This is a genomic window from Paraburkholderia suaedae, from assembly GCF_040812055.1.
In the GTDB taxonomy this organism is placed as follows: domain Bacteria; phylum Pseudomonadota; class Gammaproteobacteria; order Burkholderiales; family Burkholderiaceae; genus Paraburkholderia.
Genome location: NZ_JBFOAH010000019.1, coordinates 119318 through 144967 on the forward strand (window position 1 = coordinate 119318; position 25650 = coordinate 144967).

General features: G+C 59.6%; 38 protein-coding genes. 2 read left to right on the plus strand and 36 right to left on the minus strand.

All coding sequences use genetic code 11. The features are described from left to right. Positions 1 to 83 precede the first annotated feature (83 nt). The 5 genes from msrQ to ABQJ48_RS24090 all read right to left on the minus strand — a co-directional run bounded on the left by msrQ (position 84) and on the right by ABQJ48_RS24090 (position 6205). Complete coding sequence (gene msrQ, locus ABQJ48_RS24070; protein ID WP_367840505.1) at positions 84 to 800, minus strand: protein-methionine-sulfoxide reductase heme-binding subunit MsrQ; 717 nt, start codon at positions 798 to 800, stop codon at positions 84 to 86. A 9-nt stretch (positions 801 to 809) separates the two neighbouring features. After that, complete coding sequence (gene msrP, locus ABQJ48_RS24075; protein WP_367840506.1) at positions 810 to 1805, minus strand: protein-methionine-sulfoxide reductase catalytic subunit MsrP; 996 nt, start codon at positions 1803 to 1805, stop codon at positions 810 to 812. Positions 1806 to 1987: 182 nt separating this feature from the next. Next, on the minus strand, positions 1988 to 3196 hold the full coding sequence (gene ccsB / locus ABQJ48_RS24080; protein WP_367840507.1) for a c-type cytochrome biogenesis protein CcsB: 1209 nt from the start codon (positions 3194 to 3196) through the stop codon (positions 1988 to 1990). 4 nt (positions 3197 to 3200) lie between these two features. Next, a complete protein-coding gene (locus ABQJ48_RS24085) occupies positions 3201 to 5432 on the minus strand; it encodes a cytochrome c biogenesis protein ResB (RefSeq protein ID WP_367840508.1) in 2232 nt (743 codons plus the stop codon). 119 nt (positions 5433 to 5551) lie between these two features. Continuing rightward, positions 5552 to 6205, minus strand: a complete 654-nt coding sequence (locus ABQJ48_RS24090) for a c-type cytochrome (RefSeq protein WP_367840509.1) — start codon at positions 6203 to 6205, stop codon at positions 5552 to 5554. 216 nt (positions 6206 to 6421) lie between these two features. Between ABQJ48_RS24090 and yihA the strand changes: the two genes are divergently transcribed. Continuing rightward, positions 6422 to 7075 (plus strand): ribosome biogenesis GTP-binding protein YihA/YsxC, encoded by a 654-nt coding sequence (gene yihA / locus ABQJ48_RS24095; protein WP_367840510.1) that lies wholly within the window; start codon positions 6422 to 6424, stop codon positions 7073 to 7075. Positions 7076 to 7320: 245 nt separating this feature from the next. Next, on the plus strand, positions 7321 to 8319 hold the full coding sequence (hemB, locus tag ABQJ48_RS24100; protein ID WP_367840511.1) for a porphobilinogen synthase: 999 nt from the start codon (positions 7321 to 7323) through the stop codon (positions 8317 to 8319). Positions 8320 to 8554: 235 nt separating this feature from the next. On the opposite strand, the gene dsbD is transcribed toward hemB, so the two are convergent. The 31 genes from dsbD to rpsJ form a co-directional block, all read right to left on the minus strand. Then, a complete protein-coding gene (dsbD, locus tag ABQJ48_RS24105; protein WP_367840533.1) occupies positions 8555 to 10432 on the minus strand; it encodes a protein-disulfide reductase DsbD in 1878 nt (625 codons plus the stop codon). After that, positions 10425 to 10784, minus strand: a complete 360-nt coding sequence (cutA, locus tag ABQJ48_RS24110; protein WP_367840512.1) for a divalent-cation tolerance protein CutA — start codon at positions 10782 to 10784, stop codon at positions 10425 to 10427. Before cutA ends, dsbD begins: the two co-directional genes overlap by 8 nt. Before the next feature lie 155 nt (positions 10785 to 10939). Then, positions 10940 to 11332 (minus strand): 50S ribosomal protein L17, encoded by a 393-nt coding sequence (gene rplQ / locus ABQJ48_RS24115; protein WP_006052227.1) that lies wholly within the window; start codon positions 11330 to 11332, stop codon positions 10940 to 10942. Between the two features lie 171 nt (positions 11333 to 11503). Next, a complete protein-coding gene (locus ABQJ48_RS24120; RefSeq protein WP_367840513.1) occupies positions 11504 to 12481 on the minus strand; it encodes a DNA-directed RNA polymerase subunit alpha in 978 nt (325 codons plus the stop codon). Between the two features lie 124 nt (positions 12482 to 12605). Continuing rightward, entirely contained in the window at positions 12606 to 13229 is a 624-nt protein-coding gene (rpsD, locus tag ABQJ48_RS24125) for a 30S ribosomal protein S4 (protein WP_367840514.1), read from the minus strand. A 147-nt stretch (positions 13230 to 13376) separates the two neighbouring features. Then, the gene (gene rpsK, locus ABQJ48_RS24130; protein ID WP_006052224.1) at positions 13377 to 13781 is read right to left on the minus strand and encodes a 30S ribosomal protein S11; all 405 of its coding nucleotides are present in this window, start codon (positions 13779 to 13781) and stop codon (positions 13377 to 13379) included. A 28-nt stretch (positions 13782 to 13809) separates the two neighbouring features. After that, positions 13810 to 14175 (minus strand): 30S ribosomal protein S13, encoded by a 366-nt coding sequence (gene rpsM, locus ABQJ48_RS24135; RefSeq protein ID WP_006052223.1) that lies wholly within the window; start codon positions 14173 to 14175, stop codon positions 13810 to 13812. Between the two features lie 41 nt (positions 14176 to 14216). Then, on the minus strand, positions 14217 to 14333 hold the full coding sequence (rpmJ, locus tag ABQJ48_RS24140) for a 50S ribosomal protein L36 (protein ID WP_004199844.1): 117 nt from the start codon (positions 14331 to 14333) through the stop codon (positions 14217 to 14219). A gap of 20 nt (positions 14334 to 14353) precedes the next feature. Further along, positions 14354 to 14572, minus strand: coding sequence for a translation initiation factor IF-1 (gene infA / locus ABQJ48_RS24145; RefSeq protein ID WP_004521905.1), 219 nt, complete (start codon positions 14570 to 14572; stop codon positions 14354 to 14356). An 8-nt stretch (positions 14573 to 14580) separates the two neighbouring features. Further along, a complete protein-coding gene (gene secY, locus ABQJ48_RS24150) occupies positions 14581 to 15927 on the minus strand; it encodes a preprotein translocase subunit SecY (RefSeq protein WP_367840515.1) in 1347 nt (448 codons plus the stop codon). Positions 15928 to 15973: 46 nt separating this feature from the next. Further along, positions 15974 to 16408 carry a 50S ribosomal protein L15 gene (gene rplO, locus ABQJ48_RS24155; protein WP_367840516.1) on the minus strand — a complete coding sequence of 145 codons (435 nt, stop codon included), beginning with the start codon at positions 16406 to 16408 and terminating at the stop codon, positions 15974 to 15976. 29 nt (positions 16409 to 16437) lie between these two features. Then, complete coding sequence (gene rpmD / locus ABQJ48_RS24160; RefSeq protein WP_007180126.1) at positions 16438 to 16620, minus strand: 50S ribosomal protein L30; 183 nt, start codon at positions 16618 to 16620, stop codon at positions 16438 to 16440. Between the two features lie 10 nt (positions 16621 to 16630). Then, on the minus strand, positions 16631 to 17149 hold the full coding sequence (rpsE, locus tag ABQJ48_RS24165; RefSeq protein WP_006052219.1) for a 30S ribosomal protein S5: 519 nt from the start codon (positions 17147 to 17149) through the stop codon (positions 16631 to 16633). Between the two features lie 14 nt (positions 17150 to 17163). After that, the gene (gene rplR / locus ABQJ48_RS24170; protein ID WP_102632854.1) at positions 17164 to 17529 is read right to left on the minus strand and encodes a 50S ribosomal protein L18; all 366 of its coding nucleotides are present in this window, start codon (positions 17527 to 17529) and stop codon (positions 17164 to 17166) included. Between the two features lie 12 nt (positions 17530 to 17541). Next, entirely contained in the window at positions 17542 to 18072 is a 531-nt protein-coding gene (rplF, locus tag ABQJ48_RS24175; protein ID WP_028199570.1) for a 50S ribosomal protein L6, read from the minus strand. Between the two features lie 18 nt (positions 18073 to 18090). Continuing rightward, complete coding sequence (rpsH, locus tag ABQJ48_RS24180) at positions 18091 to 18486, minus strand: 30S ribosomal protein S8 (RefSeq protein WP_027199076.1); 396 nt, start codon at positions 18484 to 18486, stop codon at positions 18091 to 18093. A gap of 14 nt (positions 18487 to 18500) precedes the next feature. Continuing rightward, positions 18501 to 18806, minus strand: coding sequence for a 30S ribosomal protein S14 (gene rpsN, locus ABQJ48_RS24185; RefSeq protein ID WP_006052215.1), 306 nt, complete (start codon positions 18804 to 18806; stop codon positions 18501 to 18503). Between the two features lie 7 nt (positions 18807 to 18813). Further along, entirely contained in the window at positions 18814 to 19353 is a 540-nt protein-coding gene (gene rplE / locus ABQJ48_RS24190; RefSeq protein ID WP_367840517.1) for a 50S ribosomal protein L5, read from the minus strand. A 17-nt stretch (positions 19354 to 19370) separates the two neighbouring features. Continuing rightward, positions 19371 to 19679 carry a 50S ribosomal protein L24 gene (gene rplX, locus ABQJ48_RS24195; RefSeq protein WP_006052213.1) on the minus strand — a complete coding sequence of 103 codons (309 nt, stop codon included), beginning with the start codon at positions 19677 to 19679 and terminating at the stop codon, positions 19371 to 19373. 9 nt (positions 19680 to 19688) lie between these two features. Continuing rightward, positions 19689 to 20057 (minus strand): 50S ribosomal protein L14, encoded by a 369-nt coding sequence (gene rplN / locus ABQJ48_RS24200; protein WP_006052212.1) that lies wholly within the window; start codon positions 20055 to 20057, stop codon positions 19689 to 19691. 290 nt (positions 20058 to 20347) lie between these two features. Continuing rightward, positions 20348 to 20620 (minus strand): 30S ribosomal protein S17, encoded by a 273-nt coding sequence (gene rpsQ, locus ABQJ48_RS24205; protein ID WP_007180129.1) that lies wholly within the window; start codon positions 20618 to 20620, stop codon positions 20348 to 20350. Beyond that, the gene (rpmC, locus tag ABQJ48_RS24210; RefSeq protein WP_007180130.1) at positions 20617 to 20811 is read right to left on the minus strand and encodes a 50S ribosomal protein L29; all 195 of its coding nucleotides are present in this window, start codon (positions 20809 to 20811) and stop codon (positions 20617 to 20619) included. The genes rpsQ and rpmC overlap by 4 nt, the downstream gene beginning before the upstream one ends. Before the next feature lie 10 nt (positions 20812 to 20821). Beyond that, on the minus strand, positions 20822 to 21238 hold the full coding sequence (gene rplP / locus ABQJ48_RS24215; protein WP_042329259.1) for a 50S ribosomal protein L16: 417 nt from the start codon (positions 21236 to 21238) through the stop codon (positions 20822 to 20824). A gap of 2 nt (positions 21239 to 21240) precedes the next feature. Further along, a complete protein-coding gene (gene rpsC, locus ABQJ48_RS24220; protein ID WP_020070582.1) occupies positions 21241 to 22047 on the minus strand; it encodes a 30S ribosomal protein S3 in 807 nt (268 codons plus the stop codon). A gap of 11 nt (positions 22048 to 22058) precedes the next feature. Then, a complete protein-coding gene (gene rplV, locus ABQJ48_RS24225; protein WP_367840518.1) occupies positions 22059 to 22391 on the minus strand; it encodes a 50S ribosomal protein L22 in 333 nt (110 codons plus the stop codon). A 7-nt stretch (positions 22392 to 22398) separates the two neighbouring features. Next, complete coding sequence (gene rpsS / locus ABQJ48_RS24230) at positions 22399 to 22674, minus strand: 30S ribosomal protein S19 (RefSeq protein WP_004199273.1); 276 nt, start codon at positions 22672 to 22674, stop codon at positions 22399 to 22401. Between the two features lie 10 nt (positions 22675 to 22684). Beyond that, the gene (gene rplB / locus ABQJ48_RS24235) at positions 22685 to 23512 is read right to left on the minus strand and encodes a 50S ribosomal protein L2 (RefSeq protein ID WP_367840519.1); all 828 of its coding nucleotides are present in this window, start codon (positions 23510 to 23512) and stop codon (positions 22685 to 22687) included. Between the two features lie 2 nt (positions 23513 to 23514). Beyond that, complete coding sequence (rplW, locus tag ABQJ48_RS24240; RefSeq protein WP_007180135.1) at positions 23515 to 23829, minus strand: 50S ribosomal protein L23; 315 nt, start codon at positions 23827 to 23829, stop codon at positions 23515 to 23517. Continuing rightward, positions 23826 to 24446 (minus strand): 50S ribosomal protein L4, encoded by a 621-nt coding sequence (rplD, locus tag ABQJ48_RS24245; RefSeq protein WP_007180136.1) that lies wholly within the window; start codon positions 24444 to 24446, stop codon positions 23826 to 23828. The genes rplW and rplD overlap by 4 nt, the downstream gene beginning before the upstream one ends. Beyond that, the gene (rplC, locus tag ABQJ48_RS24250) at positions 24446 to 25105 is read right to left on the minus strand and encodes a 50S ribosomal protein L3 (protein WP_007180137.1); all 660 of its coding nucleotides are present in this window, start codon (positions 25103 to 25105) and stop codon (positions 24446 to 24448) included. The genes rplD and rplC overlap by 1 nt, the downstream gene beginning before the upstream one ends. 201 nt (positions 25106 to 25306) lie before the next feature. Then, entirely contained in the window at positions 25307 to 25618 is a 312-nt protein-coding gene (gene rpsJ, locus ABQJ48_RS24255) for a 30S ribosomal protein S10 (RefSeq protein ID WP_006998489.1), read from the minus strand. Positions 25619 to 25650: the final 32 nt, after the last annotated feature.

The window sequence follows — 25650 nt, forward strand, 5'->3', positions numbered from 1 at the left end:
AAAAAGCGATGCCGCGGTGGAAACTGCGGCATCGCTTTTTTGCAGCTGCTCGCGTTGCTATCTATGGCCGCGCGCCGCAATCGTCAACGCTTGTGCAACTTCCGTTCACGCAGCCATACGATCAATCGCCACCCTAGCAACGCCACCATGATCGCGCCGTAGATCTTCGGCAACAACAGATCGTGCTTGCCCGCCTTCATCCACCAGAAGTGCAGGATCGCCAGCGCGCCAATCCCATAGATCGCGCGATGCAAGCTCTGCCAGCGGCGGCCGAGTTTGCGCACCATTGCGCGCGGCGACGTCGCCGCCAGCGCAATCAGCAACACGAAAGCCGCAAAGCCGACGGTGATGAACGGCCGCTTGCCGATATCCTTCAGAATCGCGGCAACGTCGAACCACTTGTCGAACCAGAGGTAAGTGGTGAAATGCAGCGTCGCGTAGAAGAACGTGTAGAGCCCGAGCATGCGCCGAAAGCGCACCCATGCGGCGACGGCGGTGACTCGACGCAACGGCGTGACGGCCAGCGTGATGCAGAGAAACACGAGCGTCCACAGGCCGGTCGAGCGTGTGATGAACTCGATCGGATTCGCACCGAGCCGGTCGGTCATGCCGAACAGCACGATGCGCGCGAGCGGATACCAGGCCGCGATAAATACCGCGATCTTGACCGGCGCGATCCAGTTCGCACCGCCCGCGACGCGCTTGCTTGCGGTTGCCGTCGCCGGTGCGGAAGGGGGGGAAGCGTCCCCGCGCGGCCTCGTCGACTTTGGCTGGACAACCGGCTGTGTATTGAAAGCCATCAACGTGCCTCAAAAGTTCTTCTTCAGATCCATGCCCTGATAAAGCGACGCCACCTGATCGCCGTAGCCGTTGAACATTAGCGTCTTGCGCTTGGGCGTGAAGAAACCATCTTCGCCGATGCGCCGTTCGGTCGCCTGGCTCCAGCGCGGATGATCGACGTTTGGATTCACATTCGAATAGAAGCCGTATTCGTTCGATGCATACGTGTTCCAACTGGTCGGCGGCTGCTTATCGAGGAAGCGAATTTTGACCAGCGACTTGGCGCTCTTGAAGCCGTATTTCCACGGGACCACGACACGCACCGGCGCACCGTTCTGGTTGGGCAGCACCTGCCCGTACAGCCCCATGGTCAGCAGCGTCAACGGGTTCATCGCTTCGTCCAGGCGCAGCCCTTCGGAATACGGCCAGTCGAGCACGGGCGTCGAAAGGCCTGGCATTTGCGACGGATCGGCCAACGTGATGAACTGCACGTATTTGGCATTGCCGGTCGGCTGCACGCGCTTGATCAACTCCGACAGCGGCACGCCGATCCACGGGATCACCATCGACCAACCTTCGACGCAGCGCAACCGGTACACACGCTCTTCGAGCGGCGCCAGCTTCAGCAGTTCGTCGATGTCGTACACCTTCGGACTTTTGATCTCACCCTCGACGCTCACCTTCCACGGGTGCGGCCGCAACGTCCCCGCGTTGTGTGCGGGATCGCTTTTGTCGGTGCCGAACTCGTAGAAGTTGTTGTAGGTCGTGATGTCCTTGAACGGGGTGACCCGATCGAGCGCGACGAATGCGGTGTTCGTCCGGGCGGCCAGTTTCTGCGCCTTCGAGTCCGGGGACGTGTAAGCGGCCAACGCCTCGCCGCTCCCTCCGATCAGGCCGCCGAGCGCCACCGCGCCGGCCGCTTGCAAGACGCGCCGCCGGTTCTCGAAAACCCGTTGCGGCGTGATTTCGCTGCGCGCGATGTCGTCACCGACGAGCCGCTTTCTGTCACTACTCCTGATCCACATCGTGATGCTCCTTGCCGGCCCATCGGTATGGGTACTCGATGCGGCCAAATTGATGATCGCTGGTGCTGGCATGCGTCCCGTCATCCATGGGGATGCGGATAACCAACAATATTGCGCCAGCCGAAAAAAAACCGCCGGTGCGAAGCACGCGGCGGTTCTTGGTCGGTCCGGAGCGGCGAATCTTACAGCTTGCCGTAGCTATGCAGGCCCGACAGGAACATATTGACGCCGAGGAACGCGAAGGTCGTCACCAGCAGGCCGGTCAGGGCCCACCATGCCGCGACCGCGCCGCGCAGTCCCTTCATCATACGCATGTGCAGCCAGGCCGCGTAGTTCAGCCATACGATCAGCGCCCAGGTTTCCTTGGGGTCCCAGCTCCAGTAGCCACCCCATGCTTCGGCAGCCCACAGCGCGCCCAGAATCGTTGCGATGGTGAAGAACGCGAAGCCTACCGCGATCGACTTGTACATCAGGTCATCGAGCACGTCGAGCGCCGGCAGGCGGTCTACGAGCACGCCGCGCTCTTTCGCCAGATACGCGACGCCGACCATGGCCGACAGCGCAAAACTGCCATAGCCGATAAAGTTAGCCGGCACGTGAATCTTCATCCACCAGCTTTGCAGCGCGGGAACCAGCGGCTGGATCTGCTGCGCATCGCGCGCGACCGAGTACCACATCAAAAATCCGACGGCGGCGCTGATCACCAGCAGCACGAACGCGCCGAGCGCGCGAGTGTTGTAGTGCTGCTCGTAGTACAGATAGAACAGCGCGGTGATCAGGCTGAACAGCACGAACACTTCGTACAGGTTCGAGATTGGAATATGGCCGACGTCCGCGCCGATCAGGTATGACTCGTACCAGCGCACCATCATGCCGACGAAGCCCATCACCACCGCCGCCCACGTCATCATCGAGCCGATCGCCGCGCCGGTCGGCGAGCGCGATATCAGCCCGATCCAGTAGAAGACCGTGGCGAACACGAAGAGCGCGCTCATCCACAGAATCGCGGATTGGCTCGACAGGAAGTATTTGAGGAAGAACGCGCTGTCCGCGCGACTGAGATCGCCCTGGTAGATCTGGATTGCCAGCAACGAGAGTGCGGCGATTCCAACCATCAGCGGACGCACCGGCTTCCAGCGCCAGCCGAGCACGACGAACACCGGCACCGCGCACACCAGTACCAGTTTGTCGTAGTAATTCATGAAAGGGTGGTAGCGCGACAGCGCGAACCCGGCCCCCGCGACCATCGCCACCGCGAACAGCCAGTCGAGGATACCTAGCCGCTTCAGAAACGGCCGGTCGTCGTACTGGGCGACGTCGAGCCTCTCGCTCGCGAACGATTTGTCCGGCTGCGAGGGCAAAGAGGATGAGGAAACCTGAGTCAAGTCCATGATCTTACCGGGTCGAATCTTGTGAGCTTGGGGACGGCGCGCCGCCATTGCCTGGCTTGGTGGAGGCGCTAGCGGCCTTGGTGTCGTCGGCGGCTTCGACGAGCCTCGCGCCCAACGCGACACCAACGGACTCGCGCGTCTGGACGAACTCTTTTTCGAAGTCGAGCGTCTTGCGCGCGCTCGACATTGCCATCACGACACGCGTGCCCCGGTCAGTATCTTTGAGCCAGAACCATAGGCGTCGTTCGCGCACGTAGAACATCGAAAAGATGCCCAAAACGAGCAGCAAGCTGCCAAGATACACGACTTTTTTGCCCGGCGCGCGCGTCAACTGAAATACCGAAGCTTGCACCTGCCTGAAGGAGTCAAGCTGCAAGTAAACCGGCGATCCATACAAAAAGCTGTCGGACATCGCGTTGATCGAGCTTTGGACGAAGCGGCTCGCGTCCGCATTGGCCTGCGCATCGGGCTCACCGAGCCGCTCGCGCGACAGTTGCCACAAATCCCACGTCGCACCTTCGAGCATGCGCAGCAGCAGGCCCGCAGCCTTCTCCTGCTCGCCTTTGGGCACCGAATGGTCGATAAAGCCGGCAATCGCCTGGAAGCCGCCGACCGCCTGGCCGTTCGGCAGTTTCGTGCCGCTGTCCGCACCGGCAAAAAGGGTTAGCACGCGCAGCGCGCTTTCTTCCAGGTGCTGTTGCAGTTCGGGGTTCGAGCCCGGCACCGAGCGCTGCGCGAAACGGTGCGCAGCCGCGGCGCGCATCGCCGGGTCTTCGAGCGTGGCGCGCAGGTTCATCCATTCCTTGACTGTGCCGCCGCTGTCGGCGGGAATGCGCAGGTAGCGGAACGGATCGTCCGGATTCAAACGCATGCCGGCGAGAAACATCTTCTCGCCCGCGACGTCCACCGGCAGCATGTAGTTGTTGTACTCGCGCGCCTGGCCGTCCTTGTCGCGCACCTTGTACTGCACCGAGGGGCCGACGTTATGCAGATCGAGCGGCTTCGAGGTCTTCGCACCGGAGCCGAGCCGCTCGTCGAACGCTTCTTTCAGCGAACGATGGGCGGCGACGCCGCGCGCATCGGTCTGGCCGCTGCCATTCGAGATGTTTTCGACGTTGATCGCGCGGAAATCCGTGAACTCTACCGTCTGGCCATCGGCCAGCGGCGAGGCCGTGCCGAGCGGCACACTGCCGCCGATCGCCCCGCCGAACGGCGCGCTCTTCGCGCTCGCACCGGACATGGGATACGCAGTCATCTGCATCTGCGAGCCACCGTCCTGGAAGCTCGACTGATAGATCGACACGCCGTCGTACTCGAACGGCTTGTTCACTTCGACGCGCGCCGGCACGCGTGCGCCCGTCTTGTGATCGATCACGACGATGTCGCTTGCAAAGAGCTTCGGCATGCCCGTCGAGTAATAGTCGACGATGAACTTGTTCAATTCGATGGAGAACGGCAGGTCCTGAATCAGCGAGCCGTCCGGCTGGTTGAGGATCGCCGTCGACACATGCTGGCCTTCCGGGACCCACGCATAGCCGCGGAACGTCGGGTTCGACTGCGACAGGCGATGCTCCGGCGGAATCTCGTTGATCACGGTGTTCGCGCGGATCGGCGATTTGTCGAAGAGCCACATTTGCAGCTTGATCGGTAAATTGCTGTCGAGCAGACCGCCGATGCAGATCACGACGATCGCCAGATGCGCGGAGATGTAGCCAAAGCGCGTCAACGCGCCGCGCTTGGCCGCGATCAGCGTGGCACCTTCCGACTCGCGCGTAACGAACTTGTAACCCAGCCGCGCCGACAATTTGGCGAGCACCGCAGCTGTCTGCGCGCGCGAGCCAGGCACCGAGAACTCACCCTTGTGGTGGAACGCCCGCAAGCTGCCCTCGCGGACCTTGTCCTTCCAGCTCTTCGCGTCGGCGAGCATCTTTGGCGCGTTGCGGATCACGCACAGCGATACGGACACCATTAGGAAGCCGAGGATCAGCATGAACCACCACGAGCTGTACACCGTGTACAGGCTCAGCGCGCGGAATATATCCGCCCAGAAGGGGCCGAACTGATTGACGTAGTTGGGATACGGATCGTCCTGCGTGAGGACGGTGCCGATGATGCTGGCGATGGACAGAATCACGAGCAGCGCAATCGCAAAGCGCATCGAACTCAATACTTCGATGACACTGCGAATGACCCGATTGCTCGATTTCGACTGCAAACCCGACGTGGTGACGCTCATTCATACTCCGACTGAACAGCAAAAAAGGGTGAACGGCTGTCGTACCCACGACGCCCTCACCCTTTTCTTGTTTTGTACCGGCCTTGAAAGGCCGGTTGCACTCGCGCGCGGACTTTTGATTAACGCAAGCCCGCGATGTAATCGGCCACAGCCTTGATCTCGCTGTCCGACAGCCGCGACGCGATGGTATGCATCGCCTCGTTATTGTTACGCGCGCCGGGACCTTGGGTGAATGCGGTCAGTTGCGCGACCGAATACTCCGCCCACTGACCCGACAGATGTGGGAACTCTGACGGAATCCCTTGACCGGTTGGCCCATGGCATCCTGCGCACGCCGGCACGCCCTTGTCGGCCACTCCGCCGCGGTAAATCTTCTGGCCAAGCGCGACGGTGTTCTTGTCGTGCGCATAGCCTGGTTTCGGGGTCTGCGCCGCAAAATAGGCTGCGACGTTGACCATGTCCTGTTCGGATAGCGCAGCAGCGATGCCTGCCATGATCGCATTATTGCGCGCGGGCTGCTTTGCGCCCGGCTGAGTCTTGAAGTCGTTGAGCTGCTTGACGAGATACTCAGGATGCTGGCCCGCCAGCTTCGGGTATGCGCCGCCGGCACTGTTGCCGTCTGCGCCGTGACATGCCGCGCACACCTGCAACGCGATTGCCTGCCCCCGATTGATGTCCGGCTTTGCCGGTTCTGCTGCTCGTGCCTGAATTGCCAAACCTGAAAGAGCTGCCGCTACATGAAGCACCATCAGAGTCTTGCTCAGTCGATTCATTCGCACACCCTGTCTCGTCTTGTGGAATTTTAAAGGTTCTGCAAAATACGACGGCGACCGAGTGACCGCCAGGAGCCGCCGAGGCACGCGCGCCGACCCCCTCAGGTTTTCAGTAAACCATCGTATTGTACAATAACTCGCTAATCGCTAAGACGCCAGTCGGGCTTGACCCGTCCCCGCTCCGGGTTCCCCGGCGTCTCGAATCCTGGCCTCATCATGTCCTTCCTGCTCCACCAGTCCCGTTTCTTCACGACCGTCAATCACCTGCGCGATCTGCCTGCCACCGCGCAACCCGAGATCGCTTTCGCGGGACGCTCCAACGCAGGTAAGTCGACGGCCATCAACATCCTGTGCAATCAGAAGCAGTTGGCTTTCGCCAGCAAGACGCCCGGCCGCACGCAGCACATCAATTATTTTTCGGTAGGCAAGGCGGACGAGCCAACCGCGCATCTCGTCGACCTGCCGGGCTATGGCTACGCGGAAGTGCCCGGCGCGGCGAAGGCTCATTGGGAAGCGCTGCTGTCCACCTACCTGCAATCGCGCTCGCAACTACGCGGCATGATTTTGATGATGGACTCGCGCCGCCCGCTAACCGATCTCGACCGGCGCATGATCGAGTGGTTTGCGCCGACCGGTAAGCCAATCCACGCACTGCTCACAAAATGCGACAAACTGACGCGCCAGGAAAGCGTCAATGCGCTGCGCGGTGCCCAGAAAGGTCTCGCTGAATATCGCGCCGCCGGCTACCGGGGCGAACTGACCGCGCAACTGTTTTCGGCGCTCAAACGCGTCGGGATCGACGAAGCGCACCAACTGATCGAAAGCTGGCTGATTCCCAAGGCGAAGGGCAAAACTGACAGCGCGCAGTAAGGGCGGCGGCTGCGGCTACGATAGCCGAAACCGCTTTCCGGCCCCCATAAAAAAACCCGCCGCTTGAACGGCGGGTCAAACAGCCTAATCGAAAAAACGACAGGCACCCGCTCAGGGAGGAGAAGCGGGGAGGTCAGCGCAAGGCGCCTTGCTCGATCGGTATGATATACCATTGTCTTGAAAAGTTTCAGGAGCGGAAGCAGGCGTTACTTGTCCACTCCACACATCCACGAGCTTCGAGCGATATGAGCTTCTACCCTCACTACCGTCCGCGCCGCATGCGCCGCGACGACTTCTCGCGTCGCCTGATGCGCGAAAACATCCTTACCACCAACGATCTGATCTACCCCGTGTTTATCGTTGAAGGGACGAACGTGCAGCAAGCCGTGCCGTCGATGCCGGGCGTCGAACGTGTATCGGTCGATCTGCTGATGGGCGTCGCCGAGCAGTGTATCGAGCTCGGGGTGCCGGTGCTGTCGCTGTTTCCCGCAATCGAGCCTTCGCTGAAGACGCCCGACGGCCGCGAGGCGGCCAATGCGGCCGGGCTGATCCCGCGCGCGGTTCGTGAACTGAAGAAGCATTTTCCCGAACTGGGCGTACTGACCGATGTCGCGCTGGATCCGTACACGAGCCACGGTCAGGATGGCGTGCTTGACGAGGCCGGTTATGTGATCAACGACGACACCGTCGAGATCCTCGTCGACCAGGCGCGTGTGCAGGCTGAAGCCGGCGTCGACATCGTCGCGCCTTCGGACATGATGGACGGTCGCATCGGCGCGATCCGCGAAATGCTCGAGAGCGAGGACTACGTCCATACGCGCATCATGGCTTACGCGGCCAAGTTTGCGTCCGCGTTCTATGGGCCGTTTCGCGACGCCGTCGGTTCAGCGACGAATCTCGGCAAGAGCAACAAGATGACCTATCAGATGGACCCGGCCAATTCGAACGAAGCGCTGCGCGAAGTGCAAGCGGACATCAACGAAGGCGCGGACATGGTGATGGTGAAGCCGGGCATGCCGTATCTGGATATCGTGCGTCGCGTGAAGGACGAGTTCCAGTTCCCCACGTACGTTTATCAGGTCAGCGGCGAGTACGCGATGCTGAAAGCGGCCGCGCAGAACGGCTGGCTGGATCATGACAAGGTCATGATGGAATCGCTGCTGGCGTTCAAGCGGGCTGGCGCGGACGGAGTTCTGACCTATTTCGCGCTGGATGCCGCGCGGTTACTCCGCTCGCAAAAGTAAGCTCAGGCGCTGCCTGTTGGCGGTGGCTTGTCAGGCATTGAGAAAAACGGAGGCGGACTTTTGAGTCACGCCTCCGTTTTTTATGGCGTGATGTCCAATAGGATTTCGTCTCGTCTTTGATCGTGCGATGCGCACGCTTCGCTCTTTCAGCGTGCCAATGCGACGCGAGCTGCAGCGATGCCCGCGCACCCGCGTAGACCCTCAACGCACAGGCGTCGCGTGCGTCGGAAAACTGCTAACCGCTAAGCCGGGAAGCGCCCGCGCGATCAAGCGTGCGCAAGAACTTATCCGCAGACTCATAGCCCACCACTCGCAAGACCTCATTGCCCCCGTGATCGAAGAAAATGATGCCCGGCGGACCGAACAGGCTAAAGCGCTTGAGCAGCGTTTGATCGTCGGCATTGTTCGCGGTGACGTCGGCGCGTAGCAAGTTCATCTGCTTCAATTTCGCCTGAACACGCGGATCGCTGAATGTGAATTTCTCCATCTCTTTGCAGCTGACGCACCAGTCCGCGTAGAAATCGAGCATGGCGGGCCGCGCCGTTGCTTTGACAGCCTGATCCAGTTCGTTGGACGAGCGAACCGCGGCAAACGTCAACTCGCTTTGCGTCGCCGAAGGTAGCGGACCTAGGCGATTCGCGCCATTCGCTTCTGCGCCTCGCGAGGCCAACACGGCAAGCGGCCGCAGCGGATCGGACGATCCGGCAGCCAGACCGACCAGCAGTGCGGCTGCCCATACCGCCAACGCTGCGCCGATCCCACGACCGAGCCTGCGCCAGATCGGCGCGCCGGACATCGACGCCGAGAACAACCCGAGCGACGCAGCGGCGACCAGTAACCAGAGCGCGCTCAGCAACATCGTCGCCGCCGCGCCCAGCACAGGCCAAACTATCCACAGCGCGGCCGCAAGCAGCATGACACCGAAGAACACCTTGACGCCGTCCATCCACGCACCTGCGCGCGGCAGAAAAGTGCCGGCACCCAAGCCGACTATGAGGAGCGGCACACCGAGGCCGAGTCCCATCGAAAACAGCGCCGCACCGCCGAGCAGGGCGTCGCCGGTGTGCGCGATGAAGGCCAGCACGGCGAAAAGCGGCGCGGTCATGCACGCGCCGACCACCAGCGCGGAGAATGCGCCCATCACAGCAACGGCGGCAAACTTGCCGCCTGAGTGGCCCCTCGATACTTGGGAAACGCCATCCTGCCAACGTTGTGGCAACGCAATGTCGAGACCCGCGATCAGCGTGAGGGCAAAGATCGTCAGCAGAACTGCGAACGCGCCGAGCACCCAAGGATTCTGCAACCATGCACCCAAGGTCTGCCCGACCAGCGCCGCGGCGATGCCGAGCGCCGTGTACACCAGCGCCATGCCGATCACGTAAGCCAGCGACAACGCGAACCCGCGCCCGCGCGTCACTCGCGCGCCTTCGCCGATGATGATGGCCGACAGAATAGGAATCATCGGATACGAGCACGGCAGCAAGCTGAGCACTGCGCCGGCGACGAAATAGAGTCCGATGATCGCGAAGAACCCGCCGCGCTGTAGCAGCGATTGCGCATAGTCGGCGCTCGTGGCGCGCTCGTACCATGCCTCGCCCGCGACGGCAGAGGGCTGGGTGCCAGCTGCAGCCGCCCCTGAGCCGGGCCGCTGCAGGGCGGCGCCGCTCACGTGGTACACGCGCTCCATCGGTGGATAGCAGATGCCTGCATCGGCACAGCCCTGCGACGTCACAGCCAGATCGAATGGCCCCGCCGCCCGATCCACGGGAACCCGGATCGCCAGCTCGTTACGGTACGTCTCCACATTCTTGTTGAAAGTCTGATCGAACTTGACGTGGCCGGCCGGTAATTGCGGCTCGCCGATCGTTGCCGACCCATTGCGCGTCGCAAATGCAAATCGCTCGCGGTACATGTAGTAGCCGTCGGCGATCTTGTACGTCACGATCACTTCGCCCGGTTTCTCGGCTGCGCCGAACTTGAATGCGACAGCGGGATCGAGGAAGTCGTCCGCAGCACGCGCAAGCGTGGCGAACTGTCCCAGGATCACACAGGAAAGCAGAAACCATACGACGCCGACTGCGTGGCGCGCGCGTTGTCCGAGACCGTTAAACATGGATGGGACGTTGTGTTTCAACAGTGATCCATTGGCCGTACGCGGCCGATGCAGTCGCCTGCCACGAAAGGATTTCCGGCGTCTCGTAGGGATGATGGGCCAGAATGAACTGCTCCAGTTCCACCGCGCGTGCGGCGCTCGTCTTGAACAGCAACTGTAGCTCCTGTGCCGTCTCGATCGCGCCCCTCCAGTGGTAGCTCGACTGCACGCTGCCCAACTGGGTAACGCAAGCGCATAGCCGCGCGGCCAGCGCATCTGCTGTGAGCTTCTGAGCCACGGCCGGATCCGGCACTGTCGTCAGCATCAAGGTCACGTTGACAGTCACAAAAGACTCCCGCAATGCGTGTTTCATGTGCCGTTATCGTATCACCGGACCCGTGGCGAGACAGCGGGGCGGTCAGGGCGAGGATGCGGCAGTGCTTCCAGTGAACGGCCGTCACAGCGAATGGTGCGCCACAAACAAAAAAGCCAGGCTGTGCGCCTGGCTCTTTCTCGATGCGAAAAAGCTTACTCAGCTTCTTGCACTTCCACTTCCTCGACTTCCGGGCGGTCGAGCAGTTCGACCAGTGCCATCGGTGCGTTGTCGCCGACGCGGAAGCCGAACTTCAGCACTCGCAGGTAGCCGCCCGGCCGGGTAGCATAACGCGGGCCGAGCACTTCGAACAACTTCGTGACCGAGTCACGATCGCGCAGGCGGTTAAATGCCAGACGACGATTGGCCAGCGACGGCTTCTTGCCGAGCGTGATCAGCGGCTCAACAACTTTACGGAGTTCTTTCGCCTTCGGCAGCGTCGTCTTGATGACTTCGTGCTCGATCAGCGAGTTGGACATATTACGGAGCATTGCCAGACGGTGGCTGCTCGTGCGGTTCAGTTTCCGCAGACCATGACGGTGACGCATGTTGATTCCTTCGATTCAAAGTTTTGGTCCAGCTCTTCTATCGCTCTCTAGCTACCCGAAAGTAGTGAGTGCACGGGCCGGTAAGTGAAAAAAGACAAGACGCGGATTTTAAAGGAAAATCCGCGTCTTTACCAGTTCAGCGACAGGTTCTGTGCGGACTTGCCGCCCCGCTTACTTGTCCAGGCCTGCCGGCGGCCAATTTTCAAGCTTCATGCCGAGCGTCAAACCGCGCGACGCCAGAACTTCCTTGATTTCGTTCAGCGACTTGCGGCCCAGATTCGGCGTCTTGAGCAGCTCGTTTTCGGTACGCTGGATCAGGTCGCCGATGTAGTAAATGTTCTCGGCCTTCAGGCAGTTCGCGGAACGCACCGTCAATTCGAGATCATCAACCGGACGCAGCAGGATCGGATCGATCTGCGGCGCGCGCGACGGCGCTTCAGCCGTTGCTTCGGTGCCTTCCAGTGCGGCGAATACCGACAATTGATCGACCAGAATGCGCGCCGATTGACGGATCGCTTCTTCCGGCGAGATGACACCGTTGGTTTCGATGTTCATCACGAGCTTGTCGAGGTCGGTGCGCTGTTCGACACGAGCGCTTTCGACCGCATAGCTCACACGGCGCACGGGCGAAAACGACGCGTCAAGCACGATGCGACCGATGATTTTCGCGGAGTCCTCGCCATAACGACGCACGTTGCCCGGCACATAACCGCGCCCCTTTTCCACCTTGATCTGCACGTCGAGCTTACCGCCCTTCGACAGATGCGCGATCACGTGATCCGGGTTGATCACTTCGCAATCGTGCGCGAGTTCGATGTCGCCTGCGGTAACAAGGCCTTCGCCGTCCTTGCGCAACGTAACCGTCACTTCATCGCGGTTGTGCAGCTTGAATACGACGCCTTTCAGGTTCAACAACAGGTTGACTACGTCCTCTTGCACACCGTCGAGCGTCGAATACTCATGTACGACGCCCGCGATCGTCACTTCGGTCGGCGCGTAGCCGATCATCGACGACAGCAGCACGCGCCGCAGCGCGTTCCCCAAGGTGTGGCCGTACCCGCGTTCAAACGGTTCCATGACCACTTTCGCATGGCTCTCGCCGAGCGATTCAACTGCGATGATCTTGGGCTTCAACAAACTGGTTTGCATAGGTTTTCCTTTTCAATACCCTCGGCTCGTTACACCGATAAGGCTGACCGGTAACAACCTGAAAATAAACAGCCGGGACGCCCCCTTGCGCAACGCAATGAGGGTGCCCCGGCCGTTAATCCGATTACCGCGAATACAATTCGACGATCAGGCTTTCGTTGATATCGCCAGCGATGTCGCTGCGTTCCGGCTTCTGCTTGAACGTACCTTCGAACTTCTTCGAGTCGACCGAGACCCAGCTCGCCAGACCGCCTTGCTCAGCCAGCGACAGTGCCTCGAGAATACGCGCCTGCTTCTTCTTCTGTTCGCGCACAGCGACGACGTCGCCGGCCTTCACTTGCATCGACGGGATGTTCGACACCACGCCGTTCACCGTAATTGCCTTGTGGCTCACCAGCTGACGTGCTTCAGCGCGCGTCGAGCCAAAGCCCATGCGGTACACGACGTTGTCAAGGCGCGATTCAAGCAACTGCAGCAGGTTTTCACCCGTGTTGCCCTTCAGGCGGTCGGCTTCGGCAAAGTAACGGCGGAATTGACGCTCGAGCACACCGTAGATGCGCTTGACTTTTTGCTTCTCGCGCAACTGGGTGCCGTAATCGGACGTACGCGCGCCGGACGTGCGGCCATGTTGGCCCGGCTTGCTGTCGAGCTTGCACTTGTCAGCGAGCGAACGACGGGCGCTCTTCAGGAAGAGGTCAGTGCCTTCACGGCGGGAGAGCTTGGCCTTAGGGCCGATATAGCGTGCCACGTTGATTCCTTCTATGATTGATCACGCGAACTTACCAATTCGCGCTAGTCCGAACCCGTCGGGTCGAACGGTGGGCTTAGTCGATTCAATAGCGCAAGCAGCCTGCCGCCGCGCACGGCGGCAACAGGCGCTCGCAAAACTAGCGTCTTAGATACGGCGACGCTTCGGCGGACGGCAGCCGTTGTGCGGAACCGGAGTCACGTCGGAGATCGCGGTGATCTTGATGCCAAGACCATGCAACGCGCGCACCGCCGACTCACGGCCAGGACCAGGGCCCTTGATCCGCACTTCGAGATTCTTCACGCCGTATTCCATCGCCACGCGGCCTGCTGATTCGGCTGCTACCTGAGCTGCAAACGGGGTCGATTTACGCGAACCCTTGAAGCCCTGACCGCCCGACGTTGCCCAGGCAAGTGCATTGCCCTGACGATCGGTGATCGTGATGATGGTGTTGTTAAACGACGCGTGAACGTGAACCACGCCCTCGGCGACGTTCTTCTTGACCTTCTTGCGAACGCGTTGCGCCGCGGAGTTGTTCGAAGCCTTAGCCATTACGTTTTCCTGTAACTGTCAGTTCCGCTTACTTCTTCAGCGATTGCGCTGCACGACGCGGACCCTTGCGCGTACGGGCATTCGTACGCGTACGTTGGCCGCGCAGGGGCAAGCCCTTACGATGCCGAACGCCACGGTAGCAGCCGAGATCCATCAGGCGCTTGATGTTCATCGTCGTCTCACGGCGCAGATCGCCTTCAACGATGAACTTGCCGACTTCTTCACGCAGCTTTTCGAGGTCTGCGTCGTTCAGGTCTTTGACCTTCTTCGAAAATGCCACACCAGCAGCGACGCAAATGTCGCGCGAGCGCGTGCGGCCGATACCGTAAATAGCCGTCAGGCCGATTTCAGTATGCTGGTGATTCGGGATGTTAACCCCTGCGATACGAGCCATTGTTTTTCCTCAAACAAAAAGCGCAAGCAAAAGCGCGGCGTTCAGCCTTGACGCTGTTTGTGGCGCGGATCAGAGCTGCAAATCACGCGCACAACGCCTTTGCGCTTGATGATCTTGCAATTGCGGCAAATGCGCTTAACCGATGCCATCACTTTCATGATATTACCCTTTTTTCAAATCACTTCGCCCGGAACACGATCCGCGCACGCGACAGATCGTAAGGCGTCAATTCAACCGTCACCTTGTCGCCCGGCAAGATTCGGATGTAGTGCATCCGCATCTTTCCGGATATGTGTCCCAATACGACATGGCCGTTTTCCAGCTTCACCCTGAAGGTAGCATTAGGCAGGTTTTCGATGACTTCACCCTGCATCTGGATAACATCGTCTTTGGCCATAAGTCCTTTCAACGCATCGGGACGCCGCCGCCTTTGAAATTAGCTTTCTTCAGCAGCGATTCATACTGTTGCGACATAACGTACGACTGCACCTGCGCCATGAAATCCATTGTGACGACGACAATGATCAGCAGCGACGTTCCACCAAAATAAAACGGCACGTTCCAGCGCAGCACCAAAAACTCGGGCAGCAAACAAACGAACACGATGTAGATCGCACCGGCCAGCGTGAGACGCGTGAGGATGCGGTCGATATATCGCGCCGTTTGATCGCCCGGGCGGATACCTGGGACGAAAGCGCCACTCTTTTTCAGGTTGTCGGCCGTTTCCCTGCTGTTGAACACCAGTGCAGTGTAGAAGAAGCAGAAGAAAACGATCGCCAACGCGTACAGCAACACGTACACCGGTTGACCAGGCTTGAGAGCTTCGGCCACATTGTGCAACGTGTCTGCGAACCACCCGGCACTGGACCCCGAACTGAACCAGTTCAGGATAGTTGCTGGGAAGAGAATGATCGACGATGCGAAGATCGGCGGAATCACGCCCGACATGTTCAGCTTCAGCGGCAGATGCGACGACTGGCCGCCGTAAATCTTGTTACCGACCTGACGCTTCGCGTAGTTCACAAGAATCTTGCGCTGGCCACGTTCGATGAACACCACCAGATACGTCACAGCAGCAATCAGCACGACCACGATAATCGCAGAGATGATGCTCATCGAGCCGGTTCGCACCAGTTCGAAAAGACCACCAATCGCGTTCGGGAAACCCGCCGCAATACCGCCAAAAATGATGATCGAAATACCGTTTCCGAGCCCCCGCTCCGTGATCTGCTCGCCCAGCCACATCAGGAACATCGTGCCGGTCACGAGTGTCACGACCGTCGTCAACCGAAACACCATCCCCGGATCAATCACTAGGCCCGGCTGGTTTTCCAGCGCGACGGCGATGCCGAATGCCTGAAACGTCGCCAGCAGGACCGTGAAGATACGCGTGTACTGCGTGATCTTTCGTTGACCCGCCTGCCCTTCCTTTTTCAGCGCTTCCAGCTGCGGCGAGACAATCGCCAGCAACTGCATGATGATCGACGCCGAAATGTACGGCATGATTCCCAGCGCAAAAATCGTGAACCGCGAAAGCGCGCCACCCGAGAACATGTTGAACATGCCAAGGATGCCGCCCGACTGGCTTTGGAACAGCTTCGCCAGTTGGTCCGGGTCAATACCCGGCACCGGAATGTGCGCGCCGATACGGTAGACGACCAGCGCCAGCAGCAGGAACACTGCCCGCCGACGCAGATCGCCAAACTTCGCCGCGCTGCGACCGGGTTTTGCGAGACTCGGGCTGTTAGCCAAGTACCTTCTCCGATGCAAATGCTAGTGACGGCAACTAACTTGCGCGTTACTCGGCAAAAGAGCCGCCGGCTGCTTCGATAGCAGCGCGCGCACCCTTCGTCGCACCCAGACCCTTCACAACGATCTTGCGCTTGAGCTCGCCCGTCGCAATGATCTTGGCGCTCCTGATCAGTTCGCCAACCAGCCCGGCTTGCTTCAGAGCCAGCAGATCGATTTCGTCGACCGGCAGCCTTTCCAGATCCGAGAGACGCACTTCGCCGACAAATTCCTTCGTCAACGAGGTGAAGCCACGTTTGGGCAGGCGGCGTTGCAGCGGCATTTGACCGCCCTCGAAGCCAACCTTGTGAAAGCCGCCCGAACGCGACTTCTGACCCTTGTGACCACGGCCAGCGGTCTTGCCGAGGCCGGAGCCGATGCCGCGACCGACGCGACGCTTTGCGTGCTTCGCGCCTTCAGCCGGCTTCAGGTTATTCAATTCCATTATCAACTCCTTGAGTCCTGGTCAGCCGCTTAGCTGATGACCTTAACGAGGTACGAAACCTTGTTGATCATGCCGCGCACAGCCGGCGTGTCCTGCAACTCGCTAACCGAATTGAGTCGGCGCAGGCCCAGGCCACGCACCGTTGCACGATGCGTTTCACGGGTGCCGATCAGGCTCTTGACGAGCTGGACCTTGACAGTTTTATCAGACATAGTGTCCACCTTAGCCCAGAATATCTTCGACGGACTTGCCGCGCTTCGCCGCGATGTCACCCGGCGTCGACTGCTTACGCAGACCGTCGAGCGTTGCGCGAACGAGGTTGTACGGGTTCGTCGAACCGTGGCTCTTGGCCACAACGTTCTGCACGCCCATCACGTCGAACACCGCGCGCATCGGACCGCCAGCGATCACCCCGGTACCGTCCTTCGCCGGAGCGAGGAGAACCATCGATGCGCCGTGCTTACCATGCACCTCGTGTTGCAGGGTACCGTTCTTGAGCGGCACCTTGAACATGTTGCGGCGAGCCTGTTCCATTGCCTTCTGAACAGCGACCGGCACTTCCTTCGCTTTGCCCTTGCCCATGCCGACGCGACCATCACCGTCGCCAACCACGGTCAGTGCGGCGAAGCCGAGAATCCGGCCACCCTTCACAACCTTAGTCACGCGGTTGACCGAAATCATTTTTTCACGAAGGCCGTCGTCGCGTTCGTCAGCCTGAACTTTCGCTTGCATCTTTGCCATGACGAATTCTTCCCTTAGAACTTGAGTCCGGCTTCGCGCGCCGCATCAGCCAGCGCTTTCACGCGGCCGTGGTAACGGAAACCGGAACGGTCGAAGGCGACGGATTCGATGCCGGCAGCCTTAGCCTTTTCTGCGATGCGCTTGCCGATCAGGGTCGCTGCAGCGACGTTGCCGCCCTTGCCCGTCTGATCAGCCAGTTGCGCACGCACTTCGGCTTCGAGCGTCGACGCGCTGGCGAGCACCTTGGTGCCGCACGGCGAGAACACTTGCGCATAGATGTGCGTATTCGTGCGATGCACGGCGAGACGCGCGACCTGCAGCTCAGTGATCTTGATACGCGTCTGACGAGCGCGGCGCAGGCGAGATTGAGTCTTATCCATGATTGCGCACCCTTACTTCTTCTTCGTTTCTTTGAGGATCACAACCTCATTGGCGTAACGCACACCCTTGCCCTTGTAGGGCTCCGGCGGACGATAGCCGCGCACTTCTGCAGCGACCTGGCCAACTTGTTGCTTGTTGATCCCCTTGATCACGATTTCGGTTTGCGTCGGGGTTTCAGCCTTGACGCCTTCCGGCATCTGGTGCACCACAGGGTGCGAGAAACCCAGCGACAGGTTCAGCTTGTCGCCTTGCGCTTGTGCGCGGTAACCAACGCCAACCAGCGTCAGCTTGCGCTCGAAACCCTTCGTCACGCCGTTCACCATGTTCGCAACCAGTGCGCGCATCGTGCCCGACATCGCATTCGCTTCGCGGCTTTCGTCAACCGGCTCGAACTTCAGCGTGCCGTTGTCGTTCACCACTTTCACCAAGCTGTTAGCAGCCTGGGAAATCGTACCCAGCGGGCCCTTGACGGTAATGCGCTCGTCGCTCAGGGCCACTTCTGCGCCTTGCAGCGCGATCGGGCTTTTACCTACTCGAGACATGTTTCTCTCCTTTCGGCCTTAAGCGACGTAGCAGATGACTTCGCCGCCAACGCCCGTTGCACGCGCCTTGCGGTCCGTCATCACGCCCTTCGGCGTCGACACGATTGCCACGCCGAGGCCGTTCATGACCACCGGGATGTCGTTACGGCCGCGGTACACGCGCAGACCAGGCTTCGAAACGCGTTCAATGCGCTCGATGACCGGACGGCCAGCGTAGTACTTCAACACGATGTTCAATTCAGACTTCGCACCTTCGGACTTCACTGCGAAATCATCGATATAGCCTTCGTCCTTCAGGACCTGCGCAATCGCAATCTTGACTTTCGACGAGGGCATAGTCACCGAGACTTTCTCAACCATCTGCGCATTGCGGATGCGAGTCAGCATATCGGCGATAGGATCACTCATGCTCATTTACGTTTCTCCTATTACCAGCTCGCCTTGGTCAGGCCAGGGATCTCGCCGCGGAACGCGATTTCGCGAATCTTGTTACGCGCCAGCCCGAATTTACGGAACGTACCGCGCGGACGACCAGTAATTGCGCAACGATTGCGCTTGCGGGTCGGGTTAGAGTTGCGCGGCAGTTGTTGCAGTTCCAGACGTGCTGCGTAATGCTCTTCGTCCGACTTGCTCATATCGCCAATGATCGCCTTCAACTCTGCACGCTTGGGCGCGTACTTAGCGGCGAGGCGAGCACGCTTCTTTTCACGTTCGATCAGTGCCAGTTTAGCCACGGTAACCTCAGTTTCTGAACGGGAACTTGAAGCTGGCGAGCAGAGCCTTTGCTTCGTCGTCGGTCTTCGCAGTCGTCGTGATGCTGATATTCAGCCCACGCAGTGCGTCGATCTTGTCGTAGTCGATTTCGGGGAAAATGATCTGCTCTTTCACACCGATGTTGTAGTTGCCGCGACCGTCGAAAGCACGACCCGAGACGCCACGGAAGTCGCGCACACGGGGAAGCGCAACCGTCACGAAACGGTCCAGGAATTCGTACATTGCCTGACCACGCAACGTGACCATTGCACCGATCGGATAGCCCTGACGGATCTTGAAGCCAGCGATTGCCTTGCGCGCCTTCGTGACCACCGGCTTCTGGCCTGCGATCTTCGTCAGGTCGCCAACGGCGTTTTCGATGATCTTCTTGTCAGCGATCGCTTCGCCAAGGCCCATGTTCAGGGTGATCTTGGTGATGCGCGGCACTTCCATCACGGACTTGTAACCGAACTTCTCGATGAGGCCGGGTACAACCTTTTCTTTGTAAAACTCTTGCAAACGAGCCATTTTTTTACTCCGCAGCGTCAGGCGCTCAGCTCGGCACCGGTCGTCTTAAGGAAACGGACCTTCTTGTCTCCTTCGACCTTGATGCCTACACGCGATGCCTTGCCATTCGCGTCGACCAATGCGACGTTCGAAATTTGCAGCGGCATCGTCTTGGCTTCTACGCCGCCCGTCGTACCCTTCATCGGGTTCGGCTTGACATGCTTCTTGACGAGGTTGATACCCTCGACAATAACTTTGCCTTCGCCGACGGACAGCACGACACCGCGCTTGCCTTTATCTTTGCCGGTGATGACGATAACTTCGTCACCTTTGCGAATCTTGTTCATCGCGACTCCTTACAGCACTTCAGGTGCCAGCGAAACGATCTTCATGAATCGTTCGCTGCGCAACTCGCGCGTGACAGGCCCGAAAATACGGGTGCCAATAGGTTCGAGCTTGGCATTCAACAACACAGCGGCATTGCCATCGAACTTGATCAGCGAGCCGTCCTGACGGCGCACGCCCTTGGCGGTACGCACCACGACAGCGTTGTATATTTCGCCTTTCTTCACGCGTCCGCGCGGCGTTGCTTCTTTGACGGTCACCTTGATGATGTCGCCAATGCTGGCATAACGACGCTTCGAGCCGCCGAGCACCTTGATGCACATGACTTCACGCGCACCCGTGTTGTCGGCCACTTCAAGCCGAGTTTCGGTCTGGATCATGGTTTATCTTTCCCAACTTAATCCGGTCGCACCACCATGGCGCACCCGGTCAGTCTTGGTCCCGTCAGCCGATCGGCTGCTTGGGTTAGAACAGCAGCGACGGCAAACGAAACCCGCCATCGCAATCCGGTGAATCCTTCGGAACAGGCTGGCGCCCGAACCGCTTCCCCCACCAACTTCGCCCGCGACTGGGCTCCCATAAAGAGGGAAGACCGAGATCATATCACATAATCCCGGTCCTGCAAGCGAAACTTACTGCGATTTCAATTGCTTGTACAACTTTTGCGGCCTCAGATGACGCGAGCCGCCTCGACCAGGCGAGCCACAACCCAAGCTTTCGTCTTAGAAATCGGACGCGTTTCCTGGATTTCAACGAGGTCTCCCTCGTTGTACGTGTTCGCATCGTCGTGCGCGTGGTACTTCTTGGAACGCACGACGTACTTGCCGTAGATCGGATGCTTCACGCGGTGCTCGACCAGCACGGTGACCGTCTTGTCCATCTTGTTGCTGACGACCTTGCCGACCAGCGTCCGCTTGAGCGAGGTTTTTACGCTATCGTTCATTTCTGGTTCGCCTTCTCAGTCAGGACGGTCCGCACACGTGCGATGTCGCGACGGACCTTCTTCAGCTGGCTCGTGTTGGTGAGCTGCTGGGTCGCGAGTTGCATGCGCAGGCCGAATTGCGCCTTCAGCAGGTCCGACAGCTCCTTGTTGAGCGCGGCCTGATCTTTCTGGTGAAGTTCGGAAGCCTTCATCATTTGCTCCTTAGGCGCCGAGCTGACGCACGATAAACGTCGTCTTGAGCGGCAGCTTAGCTGCAGCCAGACGGAACGCTTCGCGTGCCAGCTCTTCGGTTACGCCATCCATTTCATACAGCATCTTGCCCGGTTGAATCTCTGCGACGTAGTACTCAGGGTTACCCTTACCGTTACCCATACGTACTTCGGCCGGCTTGTGCGAGATCGGCTTGTCCGGGAAGATGCGGATCCAGATGCGGCCACCACGCTTGATGTGACGCGTCATTGCACGACGTGCCGCTTCAATCTGGCGCGCGGTCAAGCGACCACGACCGACAGCCTTCAGGCCGAACTCACCGAACGACACCGCGTTGCCGCGGGTAGCAATACCGGTGTTACGACCCTTCTGCTCTTTGCGATACTTTCTGCGTTTCGGTTGCAGCATCGTTATTCTCCAGTCTTCCCGTCGCCGCCGGCACCGCCAGCACGACGAGGAGCGCCACGGCGTGCACCTGCCGGGCCACCACCTTCACCATCGCGACGCGGACGGCGATCGCCACCCGGACGTGCGTTGCGGCGCGGACGCTTTTCTTCGGCGACTTCTTCAACCACCGGTGCGTCATTGCGGCCGAGCGTGTCGCCCTTGTAGACCCACACCTTCACGCCGATGATGCCGTACGTCGTCTTGGCTTCCGACGTTGCGTAGTCAATATCGGCACGCAGCGTATGAAGCGGCACGCGACCTTCGCGATACCATTCCGTACGGGCGATTTCGATACCGTTCAGGCGGCCCGCGCTCATGATCTTGATGCCTTGAGCACCCAGACGCATGGCGTTTTGCATCGCTCGCTTCATCGCGCGGCGGAACATGATGCGGCGCTCGAGCTGTTGCGTGATCGAATCGGCGATCAGTTGCGCATCGGTTTCCGGCTTGCGAATTTCTTCGATGTTGACGTGGACCGGCACGCCCATGCGGCGTTGCAGTTCCGACTTCAGCAGCTCGATATCCTCGCCCTTCTTACCGATCACCACACCCGGACGCGAGCTGTAAATCGTGATGCGCGCGTTCTTTGCCGGACGCTCGATCACGACGCGACCGACCGAGGCGTTCTTCAGCTTCTTCTTCAGGTATTCACGAACACCGATGTCTTCCTGCAACATCGCCGCGAAATTGTTGTTGTTCGCGTACCAACGCGACGCCCAATTGCGGCTGACGGCCAAACGGAAGCCAGTCGGATGAATTTTCTGTCCCATCGTATGACCCCTTAATTCCCGACCGTCACGGTGATGTGACAGGATTGCTTCTCGATGCGGTTACCGCGGCCTTTCGCGCGAGCGGTGAAACGCTTGAGCGACGCGCCTTTGTCGATGTAGATGCTCGTAATCTTGAGCTCATCGATATCGGCGCCTTCGTTATGCTCCGCATTCGCGATCGCCGACAGCACGACCTTTTTCACGATTCCCGCAGCCTTCTTCGGCGAGAACGTCAGAACGTTCAGCGCCTTGTCGACCGGCAAACCGCGGATCTGGTCAGCCACAAGGCGCGTTTTCTGCGCCGAGATGCGGGCACCGCGATGAATTGCTTTCACTTCCATCATGAGCCCCTTATTTCTTAGCCTTCTTGTCGGCTGCATGACCCTTGAACGTACGGGTCAATGCAAACTCGCCAAGCTTGTGGCCGACCATGTTTTCCGAGATGTACACCGGAACGTGTTGACGGCCGTTATGAACGGCGATCGTCAGACCGATGAAATCCGGGAGGATCGTCGAGCGACGCGACCAGGTTTTGATCGGCTTCTTATCCCGCGAAGCTGCTGCCGCCTCAACTTTCTTCAGCAAATGGGCGTCGCAGAACGGACCTTTTTTTACAGAACGTGCCATTGCCTACTCCTTAACGCTTGTGACGGCGCTGGACGATCATGCTCGTCGTGCGCTTGTTGCTGCGGGTGCGATAACCCTTAGCAGGCGTGCCCCACGGGCTCACCGGATCGCGACCTGCAGCCGTCTTGCCTTCACCACCACCGTGCGGGTGATCGACCGGGTTCATTGCAACGCCACGCACCGTCGGGCGGATACCACGCCAGCGGTTCGCGCCAGCCTTACCGATTTGACGGAGGCTATGCTCTTCGTTGCCAACTTCACCAATCGTCGCGCGGCACTCAACGTGGACGCGGCGGATTTCACCCGAGCGCAGGCGGACCTGTGCGTAGATGCCTTCGCGAGCCAGCAACATCGCCGACGTACCAGCCGACCGCGCCATTTGCGCGCCCTTGCCCGGCAGCATTTCGATGCAGTGGATCGTTGTACCGACCGGGATGTTGCGGATCGGCAGCGTGTTGCCTGCGCGGATCGGCGCTTCCGAACCCGACATCAGTTGCTGACCGACAGTGAGACCCTTCGGAGCAATGATGTAGCGGCGTTCGCCGTCTGCGTACAGCACCAGCGCAATGTTCGCGCTGCGGTTCGGATCGTATTCGAGGCGCTCGACCTTCGCTGCGATGCCGTCCTTATTGCGACGGAAATCGACGACGCGATAGTGATGCTTGTGACCACCACCCTTGTGACGGGTGGTGATGTGACCGTTGTTGTTACGGCCGGCGGTCGAAGACTGCGTGTCGAGCAACGCAGCGAACGGCTTGCCCTTGTGCAGATCTTTGTTGACCACCTTGACCATCGCGCGGCGGCCCGGCGAAGTCGGCTTAACTTTAACGATTGCCATGATTACTTGGCCTCCGCTTCAAAGTTGATTTCCTGGCCGGGCTTCAGACAGACGTACGCCTTCTTCACGTCCTTGCGCTTGCCCATGAAGCGGCCAAAGCGCTTGGCTTTGCCCTTCGAGACCAGCACGTTGACGGAATTGACTTCCACCTTGAACAGCAGCTCGACTGCGGCTTTCACTTCCTGCTTCGTGGCATCGGGCGCGACTTCGAACACGACTTGCTCGTTCTTGTCGGCCACCAGCGTCGCCTTTTCGGAGATCACCGGCGCGAGCAGGACCTGCATCAAACGATGATCGTTCTTGCGAATCTCGCTCATGACAGCAACTCCTCGATCTGGGCGACCGCAGCCTTCGTGATCAGGATCTTCTTGAAGTAGATCAGCGACAGCGGGTCGGCGTAGCGCGGCTCGACAACCGCCACGTGGGCGAGGTTGCGCGACGCGAGGTACAGGTTTTCGTCAACCGTGTCGGTAATCACCAGCACGGAGTCGAGACCCATTGCCTTGAATTTTTCGGCCAGCAGCTTCGTCTTCGGCGCTTCGAGCGTCAGCTCGTCGACCACCGAAATGCGGCCTTCGCGGGCCAGCTGCGAGAAGATCGAGCAGAGACCTGCGCGATGCATCTTCTTGTTGACCTTGTGCGAAAAGTTTTCTTCCGGCGAATTCGGGAAGATGCGGCCACCGCCACGCCACAACGGGCTCGACGACATACCGGCACGGGCACGGCCCGTACCCTTCTGGCGCCACGGCTTCTTGGTCGTGTGCTTGACTTGCTCACGATCCTTCTGTGCACGGTTGCCGCTGCGGGCATTCGCCTGGTACGCAACCACGACCTGGTGAATCAGGGCTTCGTTGTAATCGCGGCCGAACACGACGTCCGACGCGCTAACGCCTGCACCTTCCTGACCATTGGCATTCAGGAGCTTAAGTTCCATTATTTCGCTCCTTTCACAGCACGCGTCTTCACGGCCGGCGTAACGAATACCTTGCCGCCCTTCGCACCCGGCACAGCGCCCTTGACCAGCAATAGCTTCCGGTCGGCGTCGATACGTGCAATTTCGAGGTTCTGCACCGTCACAGTATCGTCACCCATGTGACCGGTCATGCGCTTACCCGGGAAAACACGACCCGGATCTTGCGCCATACCGATCGAACCCGGCACGTTGTGCGAGCGCGAGTTACCGTGCGATGCACGCCCGGATGCGAAGTTGTAACGCTTGATGGTGCCGGCGTAGCCCTTACCGATCGACACACCTTGCACGTCGACCTTCTGGCCCACTTCGAACAGGTCGGGACCGACCACGGTGCCGTTCGACAACTCGGCAGCCTTGGCGGCATCGATCTGGAATTCTTTGAGGATTTCACCGGCTTGAACACCGGCTTTGGCGAGATGACCGGCCAACGGCTTCGTCACACGCGATGCACGGCGCGTCCCGAATGCAACCTGCACGGCCGTGTAGCCGTCGGTTTCAACAGTCTTGATCTGCGTCACGCGGTTGTCGGACACGTCCAGCACGGTAACGGGAATCGAATCCCCTTCTGCCGTGAAGATACGGGTCATGCCAACCTTGCGACCTACGAGTCCAAGGCTCATCGTTTTCTCCATTCCCGACTGCGATTGGTCGGGGCTAATTTACAAAATGCCGGTGCCGTTTCGGGCATGAATTCATGCTGCAGCACACCGACTTTTTTGCGCAAATGCGCGAAAAGCCTTGCATTATAGCGAGGCCTTTCGTTTTCCGCAAGCAATCAATGACTTAGCGTTGCCCGGCGCGCCGGGCAAACTCTGACAGCCTTACTGCAGCTTGATTTCGACGTCCACGCCAGCCGGCAGGTCGAGCTTCATCAGCGCGTCGACGGTTTTGTCCGTCGGGTCGACGATGTCCATCAGGCGCTGGTGCGTGCGAATTTCGAGCTGATCGCGCGACGTCTTGTTGACGTGCGGCGAACGCAGGATGTCGAAGCGTTGAATACGGGTCGGCAGAGGCACCGGACCACGAACGATTGCGCCAGTCCGCTTTGCCGTGTCGACGATTTCAGCTGCCGATTGATCGATCAGGCGATAGTCGAAAGCCTTCAGGCGGATGCGAATTTTCTGGTTTTGCATGACAATTCCTTGGAAAGAGCGAGGCGGCATTG